Origin of the sequence: Nitrosospira multiformis ATCC 25196 (assembly GCF_000196355.1) — a bacterium.
Classification (GTDB): domain Bacteria; phylum Pseudomonadota; class Gammaproteobacteria; order Burkholderiales; family Nitrosomonadaceae; genus Nitrosospira; species Nitrosospira multiformis.
Window position 1 is genome coordinate 1,796,777 of sequence record NC_007614.1, and the last position, 22,922, is coordinate 1,819,698.

At 54.1% G+C, this 22,922-nt stretch carries 18 protein-coding genes and 3 pseudogenes; 11 read left to right on the forward strand and 10 right to left on the reverse strand.

Annotated features, from left to right (window positions below; translation table 11 throughout):
* Positions 1-103: 103 nt before the first annotated feature.
* Positions 104-3,487 (forward strand): hypothetical protein, encoded by a 3,384-nt coding sequence (locus NMUL_RS08205; protein ID WP_011380896.1) that lies wholly within the window; start codon positions 104-106, stop codon positions 3,485-3,487.
* A 39-nt stretch (positions 3,488-3,526) separates the two neighbouring features.
* On the opposite strand, the pseudogene NMUL_RS16335 reads toward NMUL_RS08205, so the two are convergent.
* A pseudogene (locus tag NMUL_RS16335) lies at positions 3,527-3,768 on the reverse strand (transposase); the annotation flags it as partial.
* 20 nt (positions 3,769-3,788) lie between these two features.
* Here NMUL_RS16335 and NMUL_RS08210 point away from each other — a divergent pair.
* Complete coding sequence (locus NMUL_RS08210; RefSeq protein ID WP_041352481.1) at positions 3,789-4,007, forward strand: hypothetical protein; 219 nt, start codon at positions 3,789-3,791, stop codon at positions 4,005-4,007.
* Positions 4,008-4,156: 149 nt separating this feature from the next.
* On the opposite strand, the gene NMUL_RS08215 is transcribed toward NMUL_RS08210, so the two are convergent.
* Positions 4,157-7,366, reverse strand: a complete 3,210-nt coding sequence (locus NMUL_RS08215; RefSeq protein WP_167535567.1) for an autotransporter outer membrane beta-barrel domain-containing protein — start codon at positions 7,364-7,366, stop codon at positions 4,157-4,159.
* A gap of 397 nt (positions 7,367-7,763) precedes the next feature.
* On the opposite strand from NMUL_RS08215, the pseudogene NMUL_RS16595 reads away from it, so the two are divergent.
* Positions 7,764-7,952, forward strand: a pseudogene (locus NMUL_RS16595) (hypothetical protein); the annotation flags it as partial.
* Positions 7,953-8,158: 206 nt separating this feature from the next.
* On the opposite strand, the gene NMUL_RS14945 reads toward NMUL_RS16595, so the two are convergent.
* From NMUL_RS14945 to NMUL_RS08245, 4 genes and pseudogenes are all read right to left on the reverse strand, one after another.
* The gene (locus NMUL_RS14945) at positions 8,159-8,548 is read right to left on the reverse strand and encodes a hypothetical protein (RefSeq protein ID WP_146063207.1); all 390 of its coding nucleotides are present in this window, start codon (positions 8,546-8,548) and stop codon (positions 8,159-8,161) included.
* A gap of 76 nt (positions 8,549-8,624) precedes the next feature.
* Positions 8,625-9,728, reverse strand: a pseudogene (locus tag NMUL_RS08230) (IS3 family transposase).
* 191 nt (positions 9,729-9,919) lie between these two features.
* Entirely contained in the window at positions 9,920-10,432 is a 513-nt protein-coding gene (locus NMUL_RS08240; RefSeq protein WP_011380900.1) for a hypothetical protein, read from the reverse strand.
* Entirely contained in the window at positions 10,419-11,012 is a 594-nt protein-coding gene (locus NMUL_RS08245) for a polysaccharide deacetylase family protein (RefSeq protein ID WP_011380901.1), read from the reverse strand. Before NMUL_RS08245 ends, NMUL_RS08240 begins: the two co-directional genes overlap by 14 nt.
* Before the next feature lie 240 nt (positions 11,013-11,252).
* Here NMUL_RS08245 and NMUL_RS08250 point away from each other — a divergent pair, with 240 nt between their 5' ends.
* Complete coding sequence (locus NMUL_RS08250) at positions 11,253-11,807, forward strand: NADPH-dependent FMN reductase (protein WP_011380902.1); 555 nt, start codon at positions 11,253-11,255, stop codon at positions 11,805-11,807.
* Between the two features lie 47 nt (positions 11,808-11,854).
* On the opposite strand, the gene NMUL_RS08255 is transcribed toward NMUL_RS08250, so the two are convergent.
* Positions 11,855-12,865 (reverse strand): zinc-dependent alcohol dehydrogenase family protein, encoded by a 1,011-nt coding sequence (locus NMUL_RS08255; protein WP_011380903.1) that lies wholly within the window; start codon positions 12,863-12,865, stop codon positions 11,855-11,857.
* A 181-nt stretch (positions 12,866-13,046) separates the two neighbouring features.
* On the opposite strand from NMUL_RS08255, the gene NMUL_RS08260 reads away from it, so the two are divergent.
* Both NMUL_RS08260 and NMUL_RS08270 read left to right on the forward strand, forming a co-directional pair.
* Entirely contained in the window at positions 13,047-13,358 is a 312-nt protein-coding gene (locus NMUL_RS08260) for a hypothetical protein (protein WP_011380904.1), read from the forward strand.
* A gap of 318 nt (positions 13,359-13,676) precedes the next feature.
* Positions 13,677-14,138, forward strand: coding sequence for a ferritin-like domain-containing protein (locus NMUL_RS08270; RefSeq protein ID WP_011380905.1), 462 nt, complete (start codon positions 13,677-13,679; stop codon positions 14,136-14,138).
* A gap of 77 nt (positions 14,139-14,215) precedes the next feature.
* On the opposite strand, the gene NMUL_RS08275 is transcribed toward NMUL_RS08270, so the two are convergent.
* Complete coding sequence (locus NMUL_RS08275; RefSeq protein WP_011380906.1) at positions 14,216-15,619, reverse strand: hypothetical protein; 1,404 nt, start codon at positions 15,617-15,619, stop codon at positions 14,216-14,218.
* A 347-nt stretch (positions 15,620-15,966) separates the two neighbouring features.
* On the opposite strand from NMUL_RS08275, the gene NMUL_RS08280 reads away from it, so the two are divergent.
* Positions 15,967-16,311 (forward strand): hypothetical protein, encoded by a 345-nt coding sequence (locus NMUL_RS08280; RefSeq protein ID WP_011380907.1) that lies wholly within the window; start codon positions 15,967-15,969, stop codon positions 16,309-16,311.
* A gap of 8 nt (positions 16,312-16,319) precedes the next feature.
* A complete protein-coding gene (locus NMUL_RS08285) occupies positions 16,320-16,730 on the forward strand; it encodes a hypothetical protein (RefSeq protein WP_011380908.1) in 411 nt (136 codons plus the stop codon).
* A 62-nt stretch (positions 16,731-16,792) separates the two neighbouring features.
* On the opposite strand, the gene NMUL_RS08290 is transcribed toward NMUL_RS08285, so the two are convergent.
* The gene (locus tag NMUL_RS08290; protein ID WP_011380909.1) at positions 16,793-17,251 is read right to left on the reverse strand and encodes an SRPBCC family protein; all 459 of its coding nucleotides are present in this window, start codon (positions 17,249-17,251) and stop codon (positions 16,793-16,795) included.
* 144 nt (positions 17,252-17,395) lie between these two features.
* Between NMUL_RS08290 and NMUL_RS08295 the strand changes: the two genes are divergently transcribed.
* From NMUL_RS08295 to NMUL_RS08305, 3 genes are all read left to right on the forward strand, one after another.
* Positions 17,396-18,526, forward strand: coding sequence for an alpha/beta fold hydrolase (locus NMUL_RS08295; protein ID WP_011380910.1), 1,131 nt, complete (start codon positions 17,396-17,398; stop codon positions 18,524-18,526).
* 156 nt (positions 18,527-18,682) lie between these two features.
* On the forward strand, positions 18,683-19,771 hold the full coding sequence (locus NMUL_RS08300; protein WP_011380911.1) for a tetratricopeptide repeat-containing protein: 1,089 nt from the start codon (positions 18,683-18,685) through the stop codon (positions 19,769-19,771).
* Between the two features lie 232 nt (positions 19,772-20,003).
* The gene (locus NMUL_RS08305; RefSeq protein WP_011380912.1) at positions 20,004-20,435 is read left to right on the forward strand and encodes a YciI family protein; all 432 of its coding nucleotides are present in this window, start codon (positions 20,004-20,006) and stop codon (positions 20,433-20,435) included.
* A 66-nt stretch (positions 20,436-20,501) separates the two neighbouring features.
* On the opposite strand, the gene NMUL_RS08310 is transcribed toward NMUL_RS08305, so the two are convergent.
* On the reverse strand, positions 20,502-22,874 hold the full coding sequence (locus NMUL_RS08310) for a Tex family protein (protein WP_011380913.1): 2,373 nt from the start codon (positions 22,872-22,874) through the stop codon (positions 20,502-20,504).
* Positions 22,875-22,922 lie beyond the last annotated feature (48 nt).

Sequence of the window (22,922 nt, forward strand, 5' to 3'; positions counted from 1 at the left end):
TTTGTGCTATACATAATTGCAACTGCCGACTCCCGCAACTCGCTATGGCGCGGCCTTGAAACCGGCTACCGTCGCTTGCCCCGCCAACTGAAAGGTTCCTCACATGGCGGAACAACAGGATGAGAAGCCAAAATTGCCGCTTGCCGGAATCCTTGCGCTATTTGCGATGGTCAGCAGCTTTCTCATCTACCAGGAAATCTCGCTCCAGACCTCCCGGCCTCTCAGCAAGGGAGTCAGTTCCCATGTTTTCATGGAAGAAGGGATTGTCCAGTCGCGGCTCTGGCAGGATCCGTTCGAGGCGGTAGAAGCCTATCAATCGGGTGAAACGAAAATACCGAAGGAGACGGGCAAGGAAATTGATGAGCCGCATCAACTCGCCCGGCTTGTCGATGTTCTCGCAAAATCCGGCGTCTCCTCCCAGCTTCGGGTCCTGCCGGTGTTCGTGGACGGAAGCCCATACTCCAGCGGCGCGGAAACCCGGCTCAACGATCGTTACGCGGTGATATCCGCCTTGGGCGCTGCGGGATACACGCCGGAATCAGGCGAATACATCCGTTTTTTCATCTGGAATCGCGCAGAAGAGAAAAAGCAGAACGAGCAGCAAGAGACGGCAGCAACCCGATCTGTCGTCATTCCTGCCGAGCTATTCATCCCCAAGGAAAAACTGGAAAGCAAAAAACATGTGCTTGTCATATGGTTGAAAGCGCAGGACTTCGGCCGCAATCCGTTTACCTCCTTGAGCGAGTTGATGACGCACCTCGACAGCAACTTCGAGAAATATCAGATAAATCTGACGTATGACGTTCTAGGTCCCCGGTTCTCCACTGGCCTGCGCGCAATGGTACAGGAAGTAAAAGACAAGTTAGGCGAAGAGGCAAGGCAATCCGGCGGACAGTGCCCTTCCCCCAACCCGCCATTCGATGCATTGAGGAACGTCCGGTTTTATTCACCCTGGGCGACGGCGGAAGACACGTTCCTGCTTGACGATCCGCCCTACCCAGATAAAAGCAAAGCGGAAAAAGAGGCAGCGGAAGCAATCGACAAACTCTGCAGTTGTCCCGGCAGAACATTCGCCGGCGATGGGGTTGACGGACGAACGGAAACGGCGGGGAATCTGCCGATTGTGGAGGGCCTGTTTTCGTGCGCAGGTATTAAAAACTTCAGCAGGACGATTGGCACTGATGCAGTACTGGCCGAGCATCTGGTTCAGGAACTGAACCGCCGTCAGCTCAAGTTGAAGAATTGTTCGGGAACCAAGTTCGGAAAAGATACAAAAGAATCGTGCAAATTCAAGGTGGCGCTGATTTCAGAGTGGGATACGCTGTATGGACGCGCCCTCCCACGGACCTTTGTGGGGATAGCGTCAAGTGAAACCGGGTCCGGCAAATCCGGCCCCGAGCTGGAGACAGAAATAAATAAGCTGCGGAGAGACGAATGGCCGGAATGGGTGTCGCATCACTCGTATCTTGCAGGGCTTGACGGCGAACTGCCGGCATCGCAAAGCAGCAAAACGGAAAGCAGGAGCAACGATAAAGATACAGAAGGTGTTCTGGCCAAAGGCAAGGCATGGTACGAAGGACGGTCGGCGGCGACCAAGGGAAATGCGAACCAAAGGCCCGAGGGCCGCAGCCAGATTGATTATCTCATCAGACTGGCGGCGGCGCTGAAACAGGAGGAAGCGAAGGATGGGAAATTCAGGGCAATTGGCGTGCTGGGAAGTGATGTATACGACAAGCTTCTGATCCTTCAAGCACTCCGCCCACAGTTTCCAACCGCCATATTTTTCACGACCGACCTCAACGCCAGGCTTGCCTATCCTGCCCAGTGGGAATTTACCCACAATCTTGTCATCGCCTCACATTTTGGATTGGAGTTGCAACCCGAACTGCAAATACCCATTCCCCCGTTTAGAGATAGTTATCAGACATCCCTGTTCTATGCCGCTTTGATGGCACTCGAACATCTCACCCCTGTTCATGCAGATGAACCGAATTGCCCCAATTGCGTCAAGCTGAACGCAGAAATGAACAGGGATGGCAAGCCGGATAATTTTTTTGCAAATACAGGAACGAGGCTGTATGAGATCGGAAGGACCGGAGCATTCGATATCAGCATTGATCCGCATGGACCTTCCACAGCTTATGAAAGCATCCATCCGACCCGCCCAGACCTGGATGCCTATTTCGACACGCAACGAAATCTCAGGTGGCTGGCAGAAGCGTTCGCCGCGATCGTCATTCTCATTCTTGGCATCATACTGATCAGTACCAGGATCGCCGATTTTTTTCATAACCTTGCCATGACCAAATTATTCTGGGCAGGTTTGGTGGTTGGTGTCGGTGCATGCTACAGCTTGGTCAAATGGGTGCCCTGGAAGGCGCTTGATGTCGCAGGAAGCGAGCCCTTCGTGCTCACAGAAGGGATCAGCGCATGGCCAACAGCAGCGATCTGCCTGCTCGCACTGGTCATGAGTCTGCTCTTTTTATGGTATTCGTGGCGGAAGATGAAAAATAACGAAAATGTTCTGACACACGAACTGGATCTCGAAGATAAAGGTACAAGTTTTACCGATACTTCCCTATGTGATCCCGAAAAAGATGCCCGTTACAAGAGATTTCCATTCAGGATTTTTTCCCAGGCTATTCGACGCATCCTGGGCCTGCAGATCTGGCGTCCCCAAAGTAGTGACGAGATCGATGCTGTTCGCCTCTGGCGAGAATATGTCTCCCTCGGCGCTCTGAAAAATTTCGCAACCCGGGGCCTGCCGCAGCTGGTTGTCGCACTAAGTTTCGCCTGGCTGACGATGATGCTGTTCGGCTTTCCAAATACGCCCTGCCGGGGTTCGGGCTGTTTCCTGATAAGCAATAGCCTCTTCATCATGAGCGGCACGGCGATGATGATACTGATATTTTATGTGGTGGATGCCACAAGGTTGTGTCGGCGCTGGGTCAATTGCATTGCCACGAATAAAATCCATTGGCCCGCCGGCACACTCGGGAGAATAACCAGCAAGAGCGGCATCAACAAAGAGAATCTGGATGAATGGTTGGGCATCGAACTGATTGCCGAACGCACGACTGTCATCGGCAATTTCGTCTATTTCCCGTTTATCATCGTTGTTCTTCTAATCATCGGGCGCCATGGTTATATCGATAACTGGGGGTTTCCTGCCTCGCTGGTCATTATCTTCTCCCTCAATGCGATACTCGTTGTCGGGAATGCGCTGGCGTTGCGAAGATCGGCCGAAAAAGCCCGGCGCGAGGCCATCAGGCGTCTGGAGAGCAGGCTGATCCAGCTATCCGGCCAGGCACCGGAAGAAATAAAGCAGAGGCAGCAGATCGAGTGGACAATTCACACGATCAAAAATAACAAAAGAGGGGCCTTCCTCCCCTTCACACAGCACCCGATATTCGGGGCGGCGATCGCATTGCCGTCCGGGGGCTATGGACTTCTACTCCTGCTGGAATATTTTGCCACCGGGCAGTAATAGCCCTGGGAGCGGGGGGGATGAAGTGAGATTCCATTGCGGCGTAATACCCTTTTGTCTGAGGGCTGCCCTGAACCAGTCAGCATCATAGCCGCGATCCCCCAGCAACTTTTTTGCCCTGGGCAGGGCAGGCAACAACAGGGCCCACCCTTGTAATCGCTCATCTGTCCTTCGGAGAGCAGCAGGGCAACAGGCTTGCCCCTGCCGTCGCACACGGCATGGAGTTTTGAATTCAAGTCGCCTTTCGTGCGACCGATACGGCGGGGAACATCCCCTTTTTTAAAAGGCTGGCTGCCGTACGGTGATAGATGATAACAACAGGCCCGATCTCGGGGACTTCCAGATGGTGGCGATCACCATCCTCACGGTAATCATTTATGCCATATCCGCAATCGAATTCATGGAGAACATCGAATTCCGCCGCGTGGTTACCATGCCGGACGTGGATGCAACACTGCTGTCAATATTCGGCTTGGGCCAAGCAGCCTATCTCGGCAAGAAAGCCGCCGGCGAGCAGTAGTTTGATAGCTCCAATACATCCTGCGCAGATTGCTTTTGCGCTACAAGGCGTCTGCATCGCGGCCCTTCCTTTCAGATTTAAGTCGTTCTTGTAAAAGAACTTACTCGTGATTCCGGCCACGTGCACCTGCCATTTATGAGAAACGCGGGCTAAAACCTCCAGTCGAGATTTGCCCGGACACCGTTATCCACGACGTTGCTAAATACTTGTCCGGTGTAGGCAATGCCCAGGATCGCGTTCTTGCCAACGCTTGCGTCCAGGCCCGCCCCTATGATCATTGCGTCTTTCGCGATGGGAGTGCCTGCAATGCCAAATGCCGAACCACCACTGAAAGCCACGGACGAGCGGGTTGGAACGCTGTCAAAGGCATGACGCCATCCCAGACTGCCCCGCAGCCTTGTGGTCGTCCCCCCTGCCGTGGAAAACATGCTCGCCGCATTCATGCCCACCGTACTGTAGGTAACGCCTTCGTTATCCCTGGAACTGCTCAATGCTGCAATGCCTCCCCGTTCCTGGAAACCCTTGGTGGCGAGATTGACATATGCCACCCCCGCGAAGGGCTCCAGCGAAACGTTCTTGAACGGCAGTTCGTAGCCCAGCTCGCCAAACACTTGGCCGGTGCGGCCGCGATAATCCCCTTTCGCCTGGTTGTTGAAACCCGGGAAAAGGATATTGCGGTTCGTTTCGAAGTCATGCCAGGTATAGCCGCCGCCAAAACGCAGACCGAGGGCATGCCAACGCGTGCCGCCATAAGCCGTTACGTGATAGTTGTCGCTTGAACCTGTTGAAAAGCGTTCGTTCACATTAAAGGACGAATTGCTGTAGCCCCCGGCAATCCCCAGACGCAGGAGGTCGGCAACAAGAGTATCGCCTCCCATGAAAAAACCCCCGATGTTCCGATTGATGCGCGCCGCATTCATATCTCCGCTACGGTGTCCGAAAGAACCGAATGTACGGGTCCAGAATGCGTGGCCAGTTGCTCTGTTTTCTTGCAGGGTTTGCCCCGATGCCCGGGAAACAGTCACGCCCGGCCAGCTAAAGGACTGACGCAAGCGATCATTGACCGCTTCGCGCAGGAAACGGCTATCCTCGATCATGACGCCCTTTGCGCTGGCATGAAGTTCTCCTGAAAGGCTATCGAAAGCCCGTCTCGCGGCATCCCGATCAGGAAGACCGGTAATCGTGTCGTACAGTGAATGCCCGGAGCCCAGGCTTTCCACACTCTGGCCCGCCGCACACTGATTGGCTGTAACAGTGACGGCGCAAAATGCGAGGGGGTTGGCATCGAGGTAAACGTTGTTCGGGTCGTAGCTCAATCCCACATCCAGAAAGGGCAGTGTCCGGGTAAGGGTGAGCGCATCGAATGCTCCTGTCCGCCCACCTGCCGCCGTCAGGATGGTGTAGCGCGTGCTGGCGGAATAGGTACCCACCCCTGGAGTGACCGCAACCGTGCCGCCATGGAGATTCGCCGTGCCGGCGACAGCGATCCGATCGCTGTTTCCGGCAGGGTCGATTTCAACCTCATAGACGGAGCCGGGAAGCTGCGTGTAATTGCCGCTTACCCCAAGCGTGCCAATGGAATTTCCTGGAGCAACAGTGCCGGCAACAATTCCCGTACCGATCATCCCGTTGCCCTGAAGGCGGGCATCCGCATCCACATTCACCACCCCACCCAGGATGCCATTGACGGCGAGCGTGCCGGAATTGACGAGAATCGAACCCACAAACCCTCCTGAATTCCCTGTCAGTTCCAGTGTCCCTGCCCCATCTTTGACGATCGTGCCAAAACCCGAAATTGCCCCTGAATAGCCCAGGTTATTCGAACGGTTGAACTCGAGGATGCCGCCGAAATTATTCACATCTCCGACGATACTGCCGATGGTGCCGCCGTTGCCGATTTGCAGAGCGCCGGCATCAATTGTCGTGCCGCCGGTATAAGTGTTTTCCCCGGTCAATGTCAGCCTTCCCGCGCCCAGCTTGTTCAGCGCGCCAGTTCCGGAGACCACGCCGCCATAGCTCATGTCATTGGAGCGGTTGAACGCGAGCGTGCCGTTATTGGTCACGTTCCCGGCGATACTGCCGGTGATGCCGCCATTGCCGATTTGCAGAGCGCCGGCATCAATTGTCGTGCTGCCGGTATAGGTATTTTCCCCGGTCAATGTCAGCCTTCCCGCGCCCAGCTTGTTCAGCGCGCCAGTTCCGGAGACCACGCCGCCATAGCTCATGTCATTGGAGCGGTTGAACGCGAGCGTGCCGTTATTGGTCACGTTCCCGGCGATACTGCCCGTGGTGCCGCCGTTGCCGATTTGCAGGGCACCGGCGGCAATTGCCGTACCGCCGATATACGTGTTTTCACCAGTCAACGTCAGTCTTCCCGGACCCAGCTTGATTAATCCCCCAGTCCCGGAAACCACGCCGCCATAGCTCGTGTCATCAGAACGATTGAACGCGAGCGTGCCATTGTTGATCACGTTCCCGGTGATGCTGCCCGTGATGCCACCGTTGCCAACCTGGAGTGTTCCGGCGCTGATCACGGTGTCGCCAAAGTAGAAATTATTACCGCTGAGGATCAGCTGGGCGGAACCGGTTTTGGTGAGATTACCCATACCGAACATGCTGAGGATGGGGCCAGCCACTTCCAGATTCGCATCCGTATGGAATGTACCCCCACCAAAGTCCAGTAAAACACCACGAGTCATGGTAAAGCTTGCGGTATTTCGGTGCGTGCCATTAGAGAGTCTAAGCCACCCCATGGAAGCGCCCATGTTGTTGTCGGCACTTACAACCAGTGTACTGGAATTGACGAAGGTCTCACCCAAGTATGTGTTGGCCCCTGTCAGCTCCAGCATGTCGTTGCCGGTACCAATCACCTGAAGCCCTCCCGTGCCGGACAAAGTGCCGTTAATCCGCGCATGTCCCTCAATGGAGCCCCCCTGGACCTGAATGGTAGGGATTACCCCACCGAGGTCGATTCCATTCTGGAAATCCAGCATGTTGGCGCTGGATGTGCCGAGAATGAGGGCCTCTCCGCTGGGGACAAAATTTCCGCTCCCCCAGGTCAGAGTGCCGCCGCTGCCACCGATATTGACAATACGATTCGAGCCATTCGAAAGAAACCCTCCACTGCCGGTCCATTGCACTTGTCCCGGACCTGTACCGAGGCTGCCGCTAAAATCGCCGGTAACACTGGTGAGTTCGACAACCTCGCCACTGCCGAGGGAACCATTAAATACGAGATTGCTCGCTGGATCCCATGGCAGCATCAGCTGCGCGTATGGTTTTGGAGAAACGGCTGATAACGCAGAGCCTAGAATCACGAGCTGCAAATCGAATAATGTGAAGCGTGGTTTTTTTTTCATAATGCCCTTAATAGATGATGTGCCTGCCCTGAAGCTCATTCTCCTGAATCTGCTCCGCTGCCTGATGCGAATCGAATAAACGCTCCAGCCGGTACTTGAAGCAATGCGGACATCCGGCTGGTCCATACCCCAGGAAAAGAAGGACTGCATGCTACAGCCCTGGCAGAACGTGCAAAACGAGCGAAAGAGAGGCCTTCCTCCCGCTTTTCATTTACTCCATGACTTATTTCCAGCAACAGCGGAGAAACAGGAAGAACTTCAGGCTTACAGGATCAGGGCACGACGCCCCGCGTTATTGCCGGCAGCTTCTAGGGGCAACGATCTCCTGTGCCACGTTGTCGGACTTGTTCCCGGTTGATGTGCTCCTTCAACCGGGAGCAAGAATCGAAGTCCCACTGAGTACCTTGAGCAGGCCATTTACGTCGTGCAGGGCACATTGGACCTTGCCGATGGCGTCTTTGAAGCTGGCCAGCTGCTTGTGCTTAAACCGGCCAGGAATTTAATACTGTGTGCGTCGGGACCAGGCCCGGCACGAATCATGCTGGTAGGCGGCGAGCTAATGGATGGATCACATTATCTCACCTGAAATTTCGTTTCCAGCCCGCCGGATCTAATCGAACAGGCAAAAGAGGACTGGCATAATCAGCGCTTTGCCAAAATCACAGAAGAGATAGAATTCATTCCTTTACCGGATATACCGGATAAGCCGGTACGCCACCCATGAGAGCTACCGATTGCATCGCCGTATAGCAGCGAGGGCGGCAGGCGAAGATGAAATCGCCCTTATTCTACTCACCACCTTCGATGGAGATCATCAGGCAGAGCGGTTTGGCGGGAATAGAAATCGGTCTCTATCTGAGCTGGTCCTTTGCCCGCATGGGAATGTCTACTTTTTCGGCGCACTGTTTTTACGAGCTTGCTCACGCATTTTTTATCCAGCTTATCCATTTGCTCTGGCGTAAGCACACTCTGTAAACTTGATCGCGTCTCTTCCTGTACCAGTTGCAGCTTTTGCCTCTCCTCGTTGAAAATAGCTTCAACTTTCTGTTTCTCTACATTAAAAATACTTTCGACCTTGGGTCTTTGTTCTTCAGTAAGGCCAAGCTCTTTGCTTATGCGCTCAATCCCTTTACCAGCATCCTTTTGTTGAGCCTGTGATGTGCTCCCCATAAAACGTGCCATCTGGAATCTAGTAAAGTTCGTTTTTTGATCCGCTTGGGTTTCCAGGACCATTCCGAGAGTTAGTTTTCGGCGCTGGTTAAACCCGGGCAAAGCTTGAAAGCCCCGCCCGGTGTACAAATTCGGCTGGCGACAGGTCATTGAGAGTCGAGTGAGGCCGACTCTCGTTGTAGTCCCGCCGCCAGTCCTCGATGATCGCTTTGGCCTCTTCCAGCGTTTCAAACCAGTGCAAGTTCAGGCACTCGTCCCGGAATGATCCGTTAAACGTCTCGATGTGGCAATTGTCCGTTGGCTTTCCCGGGCGGCTGAAGTCGATCCGTGCCTGGTGATGGTACGCCCAGAGATCGAGCAACTGCCCCGAGAATTCGCTGCCATTATCGACAAAAAGATATTGAGGAGGACCCCGCCGCGGCCAGTCGATTTAACGTAGCGACCACATGGTCGCTTCGCAGACGCTGACCCACTTCGATTGCCAATGCTTCCTTGCTGAAGACATCCACAATCGTCAGCGTACGGAACTTCATCCCGTTGGCCAGTTGGTCCGCCACAAAGTCCATGCTCCATGCTTCATTGGGTTTGGTCGGCTTGATCTTCGCCTGGCGTCTCACGACCATCTTGCGGCGCCTGGGCAGCTTTGAGCGAAGCTGTAGCTGCTCTTCGCTATAAAGCCGATACATCTGGTTTTTACCCAGCTGCCAGCCTTCACGCTTGAGAAGCACGTGGATGCGCCGGTAACCATAACGCACCCGTGTCTTTGCAATCTCCCGCATACGCCCTCGCAACGCCTGCTTCGGATCCTTGATGCTCCGATAGTACTGGACGCTGCGCGATTGCTTCATCAACCTGCAGGCCCGCCGCATGTTCAGGTCATGGTGGCTCACGATGTAGTCCACCACTTCGCGTTTCAGCGCGGGCCGGGCCACTTTTTTGATGCAACGTCCTGCAGGATCGCCCGGTCCAGGCTCAAGTCGGCTACCAGCTTCTTGAGCCGCCCATTCTCTTCCTGCAACTGCTTGAGCTCCCGCACCTGGTCCGACTGCATCCCGGCGTACTGCTTCTTCCAACGGTAGAACGTCTGTTCCGAAATCCCCACCTGCCGGATCAGATCCGCCACCGGCATCCCCAGTTCCGCCTGCTTCAATACCGCTACGATCTGTTCTATTGAAAACCGCTTCTTCTTCATGGCAAACACCCCCCTTTCAAGGTCTAGTTTGCCGAAAAACTCACTTTCTGTCTGGTCCTGAATTCCTAAAGCAGATCACTGCTCTTGATCTCACAATTGGTCCTGGCTCCCATAGTCATGACAATCCTCCTTTTCAAAAAGAGAAATGAGTCGATCAGATCAGTGCTCCTCCTTTCCCGGTTTATTCCGATCTATCCCCTGCTCCCCTTGGCGGGAGGTTTGAGTACACATTCGCCCATATCGAAAGTGAGTCTGTCACCTCCGTAACCCCAGATAGCGGTAAAAGGGGCCTTCTTTTCATCTTCGCCACCCTCGATTGCGCTGGTTTTGATGGTCAGGGAGACGACAAGGGGTTTGTTTTTCGGATGAACGACCGGGATCAGTCTGCCGATAGCAGTAATCGCGCCTCCCGCTTTCACGGTAAAAGCTTTGGTTTTGGCCGAGTAGCAGTTGGTCCAGAGGCAGGCTGACAACTCACCGGTTTTTGCGTTATAAAGAAACGACTCCTCGTGCTGAAAATCCTCCGTCACCCGCTCGCACTGATCCGCGGTGCACTCATACTTGAGATCCGCCCTGCAATCGAACTCTCCCTTTTGCTGGGCTAAAACCCCCGGAGAGAACAGCAACGGTACCAGCAGCGTCGGGTACGCAAACGGTGGAAGATACCTGGCGCAGGAATGGGAGCAGCAATCACGGCTCTGCAATGGTGAATCCCCATTCCCACAGTTGGGAGATAAAAGACGGCAGGTCTCTCGCGGTTCCGGCAAGTATATGCATGAGGACATTGAATGAAACCTTGCGGGGCATCTGCGTGAACTGCTCCTCGATGTAGGCTATCTTTTCCTGACCCAGCCCTTGAGGGGCTTTCCAGTCCTCCGTATCGATATCCCAGGTGACGATAGTGAGTGACAACTCCCCGGCTACCCGGACAAGCTCTGGATCTAAATGGCCTCGAAAACCACCCGCCCCATAAGGTGGCCGGATTTTGGTGGGCCGGAGTCCGCTGACTTCTTCAATGATATCCTGCGTTCGTTCAAGTTCGCGGCGCACCTCCTCCGTCTCCTGCGCGAGATCGGGGTGGCTCCAGGAGTGATTCTGGATATCATGCCCTTGATCGACAATCATTCTTGCTGCCTCGGGAAATTGCCTGACTTCGTCGCCAAGAACGTAAAACTCCGCCTTGATATCATTTTCGCGCAGCGTTCCCAGAATGCTTTCCAGCGCACTTACAGGCCCCGGTCCATCGTCAAAAGAAAGGACTATCCGTTTTCCGTCACCGGACATGTTTCCCCTCCCGATAATACTGATGGCCGTCTTGAATTCTTCAAGCTCCTTGTCTCGGCGCTCGACGTGCGGAATTTTCCTGCTATATTATCGATATAGACGATATTTTCATGTCCTGCCCGTCTTTTAGCCATCAGACCGGAACCGGCGGCGCTCGATCAAACGTCATGATCTTGAGCCCGTACGGCTATAGGAGTGACCAAACCGGTCACATTACGATCTTTTACAAGGAGATACGACATGGGCCAGTATCAAATTGCTGTAGTGGTGGGCAGTCTTCGCCGCGACTCATTCAACCGCAAACTAGCTGATGCCCTGATAAAGCTGGCTCCACCGGAATTTACATTCAAGCACCTGAACATCGGCGACCTGCCGCTATACAACCAGGACGACGATGAAAATCAGGCTGAGTCGGTCAAACGGTTGAAGGCTGAAATTGCCGGAGCCCAAGGCCTGCTGTTCGTCACACCCGAATACAACCGGTCCATGCCGGGCGTGCTCAAGAACGCACTCGATCATGCCTCCCGTCCGTATGGGCAGAATGCATGGGCAGGCAAACCGGGGGGAGTGATCGGTGCTTCCATTGGCTCTATTGGCACAGCCATCGCGCAGCAGCACTTGCGCAACTCCCTGGCCTACCTCGATGTCCCCACTCTTGGCCAGCCGGAAGCGTTTATACATGTAAAAGAAGGGCTGTTTGACAAGGATGGGAACATTGGCAATGAAGACAGCAGAAAATTCCTGCAGAACTGGATGAATCGCTATGTCGATTGGGTGAAAAGGCATGCCGGCTGATTATGACATTTTCCTTTTTCATTCCTTACTCGGAATGATGGTTACATTCAAATATCAAGACATATCTTGCCAAAGTGTCGATTGGTTTCCTGATAACGAAAAGCTTCCACGAGTTCTTCCAGTGGAAAATGACGGTCGATGACCGGCCGCAGCCCGGTAGCTTCGATTGCCCGAATCATCTCGATTTGCTGACGGCGGCTGCCAACGACCAGCCCCTGAAGGCGCAATTGCCGTGTCAACACAGCGAGCAACGGCAGCGTTCCGGTCATACCCGACAGAATGCCGATTACGGCGATGTGTCCGCCAATACGCGTCGCTATCATCGACTGAGCCAGCGTGGCAGGCCCTCCCACTTCAATCACATGGTCGACCCCGCGTCCCGCCGTCAATTCACGTACCAGATCACCCCAGTTTTCATGTTTCCGGTAATTGATGAGATGATCTGCCCCAAGCGTTTCCAGACGAGCAAGTTTCTCGTCACTGGAAGAAGTGGCTATTACCGTTGCTCCTGCTACCTTCGCGAATTGCAAGGCGAATACTGAAACTCCGCCGGTTCCCTGAATCAGTACCGTTTCGCCTGGCTTCAATGGACCGTCTACCATTAGTGCCCGCCACGCTGTTAAACCCGCGCACGTAAGAGTAGCTGCCTCCGCATGACTATAACCCTTCGGGGCGTGAGTGAAACCGATAGCGGCCATTGTCACTTGCTGGCACGCAAAACCATCGACGCCATCCCCCGGAACTGTGCCCATGCTATCAATCTCAGGTTGTCCTTCCTGCCAACTTGGAAAGAAGGTACTGACAACATGGTCACCTATTGCAAATTCGTTAACGCCTTCCCCCACGGCAACAACCTCTCCCGCTCCGTCGGACATTGGAATACGTGGCACAGGGGGTGGCCACATCCCGCTTACCACTGCGTAATCATGGTAGTTCAATGAGCTTGCCCGAATCCTGACAGTAATCTCGCCTGCTTTTGGCGCCGTTGGTTCGCATGTGCCCAGCGTTACATGATCAAATCCACCGCCCGGTTGCACATAGATTGCCTTGCTGGTCATCGCTTGCCTCTCATTCTTGCGTTGGTTGGGTCTAAAAGAATGGTTAGTATATATACTTGATCCCGGACAAAATAACCATTAACACCATGTTGTAGACAGAGTTTCTTCGCCGTAGAGATTCCGGTTTTCTTACGATTACTAAATGCCGAGTCCGTTTTTCTAATGAACAAGGGAATAATTCATGGACCCAAAACTGATCAGCAATACGATCAACATAATTAATTCGAAGGATTTATTCACCCGCATCAACTGGCTCGAACAGGAACTCAATTATCGGTGCTCCGATGAATACTCTGAAGAACTGAAGGCGTTGCAAGTATTTGCCAGAAACATTGATGCCGCTGCCTCCGTCTCAACCTACGACAGAGGATCGACCCTCATTCGCAACAGTTACTTCGAGGATTATAGAAAAGTGCTGGAAGGAACGAATGCAAAACCTGTGCGCCTAGCCCCGGTCGATTTCGGCGGTGTGATTTACTGGCTGCAACTGTAAGAACGAGGCTCTCACTGTGATCACCCTGAGCCTGTCGAAGTGATCCAAAAAATCTCACCCTGGCCCTTCGAAGAGCCTGAATCTCTCGTCCTCCTTTCCCTGAACAGACTCCCTCTCCACAAGAGGGAGGGCCGTCCCCGAGATCACCTGCTGGAGATTGAAGGATCCACCGGCGCTTAAATCCTTCGACAGGTTCAGGACAGGCTTGCTGAACGGTATGCCGCCAAAGCCTAAATGTGCCTCAACGTACAGAACGGCAGGAAAGATTTCTCTATCCTCTTTTAAAGGCAATATTCAGGCTTTCATCAGGAGACAAAAATGGATAACGAACGAATTATAAGCATGTTGAACGGCCTCATCGAGATTTCGCGCGATGGGGCACAAGGCTTCAGAACTTGTGCGGATGATATCGATGATCCCGAATTGAAGATGTATCTTCGAAACCGGGCCCAGAGTTGCGAGGAAGCGGTACGTGATTTAAGCGTAGAAGTGAGGCGTTACGGCGGAGATCCCGATACAACTGGTACCGCTACCGGTACATTGCATCGCATGTGGGTTGACTTGAAGACGGCCATCACCAGCAACGATAACCTTGCAGTGCTTGAAGAATGCGAGCGGGGCGAAGCCGCCGCCGTGATGGCCTATGACAACGCACTCAGAGAAGAAATGCCACTGGATCTGCGTGCACTGCTTGACAGGCAATACGAAGGTGTTAAAAGAAATCATGATCGCGTCCGCCATCTGCGCGATGCAGCGCGGCATGGCATCAAAGCGATTTGAAAATGCAGTTCGCATAGCCCACTTTTTTACCTGCGAGTGGAGAGAAATCTCGTCACTATCTTCCCTGCCGAGCCTCGCTACTTCGATACGCGGTATAAGGAAATCCTGCTTTTATCCTGTTTTTCCAAGGTGGCCGTGTTGCCGTCGGCATTCAGGTTAAAGGAATTCGCACCGGTTTCCGAAAAGCCGGCACACCCGTTGGTGTCATAGGTAAACCCTTTGATGCTCAAAGCCTTGCTCCCGGCATCGTACGTATACGAGGCAAACTCGACCCCGGGTCCGCAGTTTTCAGCGTGCTCCGGGTTGCCGATCGGATCAACCATCATGAACTTTCCGTTGGAAAAGAAAAAATAAGTCTGGGTCTTGATATTCGTCTGGTCTGCCGCCCACGCGCCAACGATGCCTTTCGGTTCATTTTCCATCGCTGAATAGCGGCTTTCCTTGATCTCCGTCTTGATCGGCTCTTTATCCGAACTGATCTCCAGGGTTCCCGCGATGTGGAAAAGTTCTCCAAACAGACTTGCGTGTTTCTTCTCTCTTTGAACCGTCACGATGTCCGAATTAATCAGGTCGGCACCATCCGTGCGTACCCGCACTGTTGCCCGGGGATTGGATAAACCGGCCTGAAGGTTAGTATCGATTACCGGCTTGCTCACGAATTTGAATCCCCTGGTATCAAATTCTGATACACCTGCCACACCATATTCCACACCCGCCTTGCTGACCAGTTTACCGCCACAAACACGATTGGCATCACAGGAATCGTCTGGCGTGGCTTCACCGTTCAAGTACTCACCCCCTCCGCGGGTGGAAATACGGATTACAGAGGCGGACGTATCATCATGCTTGACCCAGATGCTGGAACTCAGCATGGGAATGCCTTGTGAAAGGAAATGCGCCTTGGCCTGATTCGCTGTCTTCACAGCACCGCTCACGCCTCCCGCCTCCCTGGCCTTCTGCAAGTCAGCAGAAGCTGCAAAGGCAGCCGGATCGCTATCCAGATTGATGGAAGTCGAGACAGCGGCCGCGGCACTGGGAGGAATGGAGATACCATTATCGGGATTGCCATCGATATCGAGCGATTGCAGCAGAATAAGCAGGTTTTGCAGCTTATTCGCGCTTTCTCCCGCCAATTCCATGGGAGTGATGATACCTGCTCCCTTTACTTTCCCCAGAGCCAGCCCCCCCAGCTTGAACTCCACTGTATCGCCATGGCTGTATTTGAAGATTCCGTTCTCATCCGTATTGGCGGCAGACCCCGATGACGCGGCATAACCTACACCGCTTACCGCGGTGTCCAGCAACCTGCCGGTAGTGGGGCCGGTTCCGGTTTTCCCCCCACCGCCGCTGCTGCCGCTGCCCGTTGCCGGTCCGCTTCCATTACCGCATGCGGCGACACCCAGCGCCAATGCGAGCGGCATGAGATGAGCCCAGGAAATGGCTCTTTTATTCTGATTGAACTCCATCTTCGATTGATCCATTCGATTTGAACAAACGCGTTATCATATCAAACTATAGCGCGACAATAGCGAAAACATCCACCCTTTTCTTCCCTGCTTGTCCGTACGAGCGCAGGGCATACGGAAAGGAAACCCGGCCTCCGGCAACTGGGCAGGTTCAGTTCACCGTCGACTCCTTTAGAATGCAGATGACAGCCTTGTTCCATTTCCCATGAGCCAGAGAGGAGGCGAAGCTGTTGTATAATTTCGGATGGTAGAATCCGGAAGACTTGCCATACCAGGTTTTGCAGTCTGCCGAGTGACATGACTCAGTCGCTTCTTCAAGTCCTGTACTCAATATTGATAACAACATTTCAAGGAGAATGATTATGCGCAAATTCCAAGCCCTTGCAGCTTCACTTGCTTTCACCTGCTCCATTCCGCTGGCACTTGCCGCCGAAGGAACCGTTGCAATTTCTTCCCCTACGGAAGGTGCCAAATTCAGCCCCCAGACGGACATCGAGCTGGTCTATGACATCACGCTGGGAGACAAGGGCGACCACACCCATCTCTATATCGATGAAAAGGAAATTCTGACGCTGCGCAATCTGAAAGGAAGCCAGTCTCTGGGAACGCTTGCAGCGGGGAAACACGAAATATGCGTCAAGGTGGTAAACAAGGCGCATACCCCCATTGGTCCACAAAAGTGCGTCAACGTCAGCGTAGAAGCGTAGAAGCGTAGGTGTTTGAAAATCTCAACTACGCCCTGGTGCAGCTGGCGCATAATTTCGGCGCCGCTGCCGTGGTGGGCTTTCCGGTCCTTGCGTTATACGTCTTAGGGCAGGCAACCTCTGCGCACCGCAAGTTTGCATGGATAGTCGGGTTGAGTTGGGCGGTTCAAGCGCTGAGCGGCGCGGGATTCGGTGCAGTGAGTTACTACTATTACCAAGTATTCCCCGATCTGCACGGCGTCGCCTTTGCGGCATTGCTGATCAAGATTCTCTGCGCCGTGGGCGGGATCTTCATCACGGCGAAGTACATACGCGAATCCACCGCGTGGACGTCCAAACAGCGCCGTGATGCCTGGAGACTGCTCAGCCTGCTGGGTGTAACGGCGCTGACCGCTGCGGCATTCCTGCGCTGGTACGCGTAAAAGGAAGTCCATCAGACTCATGGGGTCAGAGTGATTGGTCTAACGCTTGGCCAGCTTTCTTTCTATTGATCAATCCACTCTGACCTCCTGGATTCGCTCGTGAACTCCGCTGCAAGATCGGCGAGAAGCGAACGATACACAGTGTTCATGTATTCCACTGCTTCTGTGCTTGCGGATTCCCATGACCCGGACCATTCCACGAAGGTCGTGTCATCGATCGTCACCGGGAGCAGATGCAGGTTGCCCACATAATTGTAAATCTCCCCTGATGAAACCGGGGAAGGCCCTTCATCCATGGAATACATTATCCGACGCTCAATCTCGCTGTAAGCGATCAGCGTATCGAGGAATTCCCCGTTTAACAGCCGCCTTGCCCCCACGGAATATCCACCGCCCCCGCCCACCTTTTTGCACGACTTGATCAGCGAAGGGGCCCAAGAGAAGTCGTGGAAGTTTCGTATTCTGGACCAGACCCGCTCGACTGGAGCATCGACGACAATAGAGTTGTATACTTTTGGCATGATTATCCTCCTCTTGTTTTTCGCCCGGATGGCGGGTTTATCATCCGCTTTTTCAGGCAGATTTCATCCGGCTGAGCACCGGTCGTTTTTAAGCTAACATATACCACATCATATCGACAGAACAATGTCCTGAGCAGAGACATCGTGCCGGGCTCCGCTTTTCTTTGTCATACTGCTGCCGCAGTGTTGCTCCTCCTATGCAGCGGTTGCGTCCATACCGTCCCATTCCGGGATGCGACCGGAAATATCATTCCCGGCAGTATCGCCAGCATGGAAACGATTATCATCGGCGGCATTCCTCAAAACATCTGGTTTCGGGGAATATCCACCTCCAATCCTCCCCTGATTCTCCTGCATGGCGGGCCGGGCGCCAGCGAGTCGGCGCTCTTCCGCCATTATAATTCCCTGCTCGAACAGCATTTCACCGTGGTGTATTGGGAGCAGCGAGGAACGGGCCGATCATTTCATTCGAATATACCTCCTGAATCGATGTCCATTGCGCAGTTCGTGCATGATCTGGATGAGGTCGTGGAATACGTAAGGCACCGGTTCAACAAGGAAAAGGTAATATTGGTAGGACATTCATGGGGCACAGTGCCAGGGATAATCCATGCCGGGCAGCATCCCGAAAAAATCTCCGCCTATGTGGGTATTGCCCAAGTGGCCGATGTGCCCGAAGGTCGCCGCTTATCCTACGGTTTTGCCCTGTCCGAAGCGAAAAACAGGGGAAATGCCAAGGCGGTTTCGGAACTGGAAGCGATCGGCCCGCCGCCCTACGCTTCTCTCGATGAAAGATTGACAACTGCCGGATGGGTGGAGCGGTTCGGCGGCATATTCCATACCAATCTGTCGACAGGTAAGCTGATATGGACGGCGCTCAATACCGATGAGGCGAACCTGATTGACCTTATCAAGTTTGGTCAGGGCAATCGCTTTTCTCTTGTGCAGCTGGAGAATGAAATCTCCCGGCTCGATCTGAGCGAGCGCTACCGCTCATTCAGGATACCCATATTCTTCCTGCTTGGGCGTTATGACAAGCACGTTCCTGCGACCCTGGCAGAGCGATATTTCGAAACCATCGAGGCACCCTGCAAGCGGCTGGTGTGGTTTGAGAACTCTGCGCATAATCCGCCCTTCGAGGAACCGGCAAGGTTCAACCGAATACTCATAGAAGAAGTGCTGCCAGTGGTTAATTCAGTCGATTGCAAATCCTTGCAACATTCCTCCTGTTTAATGAATGACGCTTGTAGTTTTCGGAATGAGGACTATATTTAACAGCAGAAGCTCTGCGCCGAAACGTTTTCACCATACTTCGTTTAAAAGCCGTGAAAAAATGTTTGAATCCTGAAGTGGATATCGGTTTAACATTTGCTCTCTCCTATCTCTTAACCCTTAACCTGATGCCTGCCGCTAGACACAAGAGGAAACCGAATGAAAACGCTCTCGACCGCTTTCTTTTTAGCTCTCGTGCTCGGCATAACCCAGATTGCTTATGCGCAGCAGACAAAGTGGCGGACATTCAGCGAAGAGGCGATATCACTTTACAAGAAGGGCGAATATGACAAAGCGGTAGAAGCCGTCAAGAAATCGCTCGCGGTTGCGGAAAAAGAATATGGCCCTGACCATCCCGATACTGCCACCAGTCTGAACAACCTTGCGGAATTGTACCGCGACCATAAAAAGTTTGCCCAGGCGGAGCCGCTCTATAAGCGGGCTGCGGCAATCCGGGAAAAGCACTTTGGACCCAACCATTCCCTGGTTGCAAGAACCCTGAATGGGCAGGCTGAACTCTACCGCGCCCAGAACCGTTTCGGGGACGCCGAGCCGCTTTACAAGCGGGCGCTGACCATCCGGGAAAAATCCCATAGGCCAGACCATCCGGACATCACGCAGACGCTGAACAATCTCGCGGAACTGTATTGCGTCCAGGAACGGTACGCGCCGGCTAAAGCGCTTTACGAGCGCTTGCTTCCGATACGGGAAAAAGCGCTCGGTTCCGACCACCCTGGTCTGGCAGCGGGCCTGCACAATCTCGCCTTGATCCATCAGAACGAAGGCAGATACGCACAGGCCGAACCGCTCTACAAACGCGTGCTGGCGATCCGGGAGAAGGCCTTGGGCCGGAATCATCCCGACGTGGCGCAGGATTTGAGCATTCTTGCGGAACTTTATCGCACGCAAGGCCGCTATGCACTGGCTCAGCCCCTTTATGAACGTTCACTGGCAATCCTTGAAAAAGTTGCCGGAAAGTATCATCTTGATGTCGCCACTATCCTGAACAACCTCGCGTTCATCCATCACAAGCAGGGGCAGTATGCCCAGGCGGAACCCCTTTACAAACGGGCACTGGCAATCTGTGAAAAGTCTCTGGGCACCGGCCATCCTACTGCGAGAATAACCCGGGATAATCTTGCCGGACTTCGTATCGCAATGGATCGACTTCCCCCGGATGACGAAACGGAGCAGCGGGTAGCGCAGTCGCGTTTCCAGTGGTTTAGCAACATTATGGGTCGGCCATGACGGTTCCGGTCAAGAACAGCGAAAATAAAGGATATCTTGCTATAACAAAGCAACTTTATAACGCTCCAAGGCGCGATGCATCTCTTACTTACAAGATGGCCGGGTTAGTTTAAAACGTTTTACTGATGTTATACTGATCCAATAAATTGGACCTTAGAGGTTAAAGCAACCGCATGAATTGAGGGACTTCACCGAGAATGGAAATTAACAATCCACAACAAAAGGAAATGTTATGCGTTTCATGATCCTGGTCAAAGCCGACAAAAACACCGAGGCGGGTGTAATGCCGAGCGAGCATCTCCTTGCAGAGATGGGCCGATATAACGAGGAGATGGCGAAAGCCGGGGTGCTGCTGGCAGGTGAAGGACTCCATCCGAGTTCGAAAGGCGCCCGCGTAAAGTTTTCCGGAGAGAACCGCACCGTGATCAATGGTCCCTTTCCCGATGATGCGAAAAGCCTGGTGGCAGGCTTCTGGCTGATCCAGGTGAAATCGAAGGAAGAAGCGATTGAATGGGTGAAGCGCTGCCCGAACCCACTCGAAGGAGAAGCAGAAATCGAGATTCGACAGGTGTTTGAAACCGAGGACTTCGGGACCGAATTTACCCCTGAACTAAGAGAAGCGGAAGAGCGTATCCGAACCGAAATAGCCGCAAGGAAGGGGTAATGAAATCAACAGGGTCAGACTTAGTCTGCCCTATTGATACAGCTAGATCGTAAAGCTAAATTCCAATCAACCCTTCAATCTCGCAAACGCTGCTGCCATCGCCGTATCAGCCCTGGAATCCTGTTTCTGCTGGGGTTTGGCTGAGCGGTCCTTCCTATTCCTTGGCTGCTCACGCTTGCCAGCCCCTCGCGCCTCCTGTGTCTGTGGTGCTGGCGCATCTGCCAACCTCATCGTAAGGGCAATGCGCTTACGCTTTTCATCGACTTCCAGCACTTTGACCTTCACCACCTGCCCCACCTTGACGACCGTGTGCGGGTCTTTGACGAATTTGTCGGCGAGCGCGGAGATGTGCACCAGCCCATCCTGATGCACCCCGATATCGACGAACGCGCCGAAGGCAGCCACGTTGGTTACCACGCCTTCCAGCAGCATACCCGGCTGCAGATCGGAAATCTCGTTCACGCCTTCCTTGAATGCGGCAGTGATGAATTCCGGCCGGGGATCACGGCCCGGCTTTTCCAGCTCCTTCACGATGTCGGTGACGGTCGGCACGCCGAATCGATCATCCGCATACCTCGCCGGATTGAGCGACTTCAATAATTTGTTATTGCCGATGATCGACCTGATTTCCTGCTTCAAGTCGGAAAGGATTCTTTGCACGACGGGATACGACTCGGGATGCACTGCCGACGCATCAAGCGGGTTCTCGCCATGCATCACCCGCAAGAAGCCTGCCGCCTGCTCGAAGGTTTTCTCACCCAGGCGCGGCACCTGGTGCAGAGCTTCACGCGAGGCAAACATCCCGTTTTCCTCGCGATAGACAACGATGCTTTGTGCGACAGCCGGGTTAAGCCCCGAAACGCGTTCGAGCAGCGGCGCGGAGGCCGTATTGACGTCCACGCCTACCGCATTGACGCAGTCTTCGACCACGGCATCGAGCGAGCGCGCGAGCTGGGTTTGCCCGACATCATGCTGGTATTGGCCTACGCCAATCGATTTCGGATCGACTTTGACCAGCTCCGCCAGAGGGTCCTGCAGGCGCCGCGCAATGGAAACCGCTCCTCTCAGCGACACATCCATATCGGGGAACTCTCTGGAGGCCAGATCGGAGGCGGAATAAACCGAAGCCCCCGCTTCCGAAACCACGATAGAGGTGAGCTTGAGATCGGGCCGGCGCTTGATCAGGTCTTTTGCCAGCTTGTCGGTCTCGCGCGAAGCGGTGCCATTGCCTATGGCTATCAGCGATACCCGAAATTTTTCCGCAAGCGTGCCGAGAACATGAAGGGACCCCTCCCAATCATTCCTTGGTTGATGTGGATAAATGGTGGCCGTTTCCATGACCCGCCCTGTCGCATCCACTACTGCGACTTTCACCCCTGTGCGCAAGCCGGGGTCTAGACCTATTGTCACGCGAGGCCCGGCGGGAGCGGCCATGAGCAGGGCTTTCAGGTTGCGCGCAAAGACCTGGATCGCTTCGGTCTCGGCGCGTGTGCGCAACGAACCCATAAGATCGAGTTCCAGATGCGGAAAACTCTTCACCCGCCAGGTCCAGCGCACCGTGTCCATCAGCCACGCATCGGCAGGCCGCCCTTTGTCCGCAATACCGAACCGGACAGCAATGCGCGCCTCGCACGGGTTATGCGGTGCATCCCACTTCGGTTTCTCCGCCTCCGAATCCAGACGCAGGGCAACGCGTAAAATTTCTTCACGTCGCCCCCGAAAAAGCGCCAGCGCCCGGTGCGAAGGAATAGCGCTGAGCGGTTCGGAGTAATCGAAATAATCGGAATATTTGGCGCCCTCCTCTTCCTTACCCTTACCGCCATTCTTGTCGCTCGCGACTTTCGACTCCACCACCCCATGGTCCAGCAGGTACTCGCGCAGCCACTGAAGCAACTCGGCATCCTCCGCGAAACGCTCCATCAGTATCTGGCGTGCTCCCTCGAGCGCAGCTTTCACATCCGGTACCCCGGGATTATCCCCCTGCTCGGTAGCGAAGGGCGGCTTCAAGTACTTGATGGCCTCTTCCTCGGGTTGTAGCGTCGGATCGGCAAGCAGCGCATCTGCCAGTGGCTCCAGCCCCGCTTCGAGCGCGATCTGCGCCTTGGTGCGCCGCTTTTTCTTGAAGGGGAGATACAGATCTTCCAGCCGTGTCTTATCCTCGGCCTGCAGGATGGAAGCAAGCAGCGCGGGCGTCATTTTCCCCTGCTCTTCTATCGAGGCGATAATCGCGGCGCGCCTGTCTTCCAGTTCACGCAGATAACGCAACCGTTCTTCCAGCAGGCGCAACTGCGCATCGTCCAGCCCGCCAGTCACCTCCTTGCGGTAACGTGCAATAAAGGGCACGGTGGCACCTTCATCGAGCAAGGCAATGGCCGCGTTAACCTGTGCAGGCTTCGCGCCGAGTTCAAGGGAAAGACGTTGTTCAATGGATGGCAGCATGATTGACGGACACCTATTCAGTTGCAGTGGAAAAAGGGGAAGTGGTAA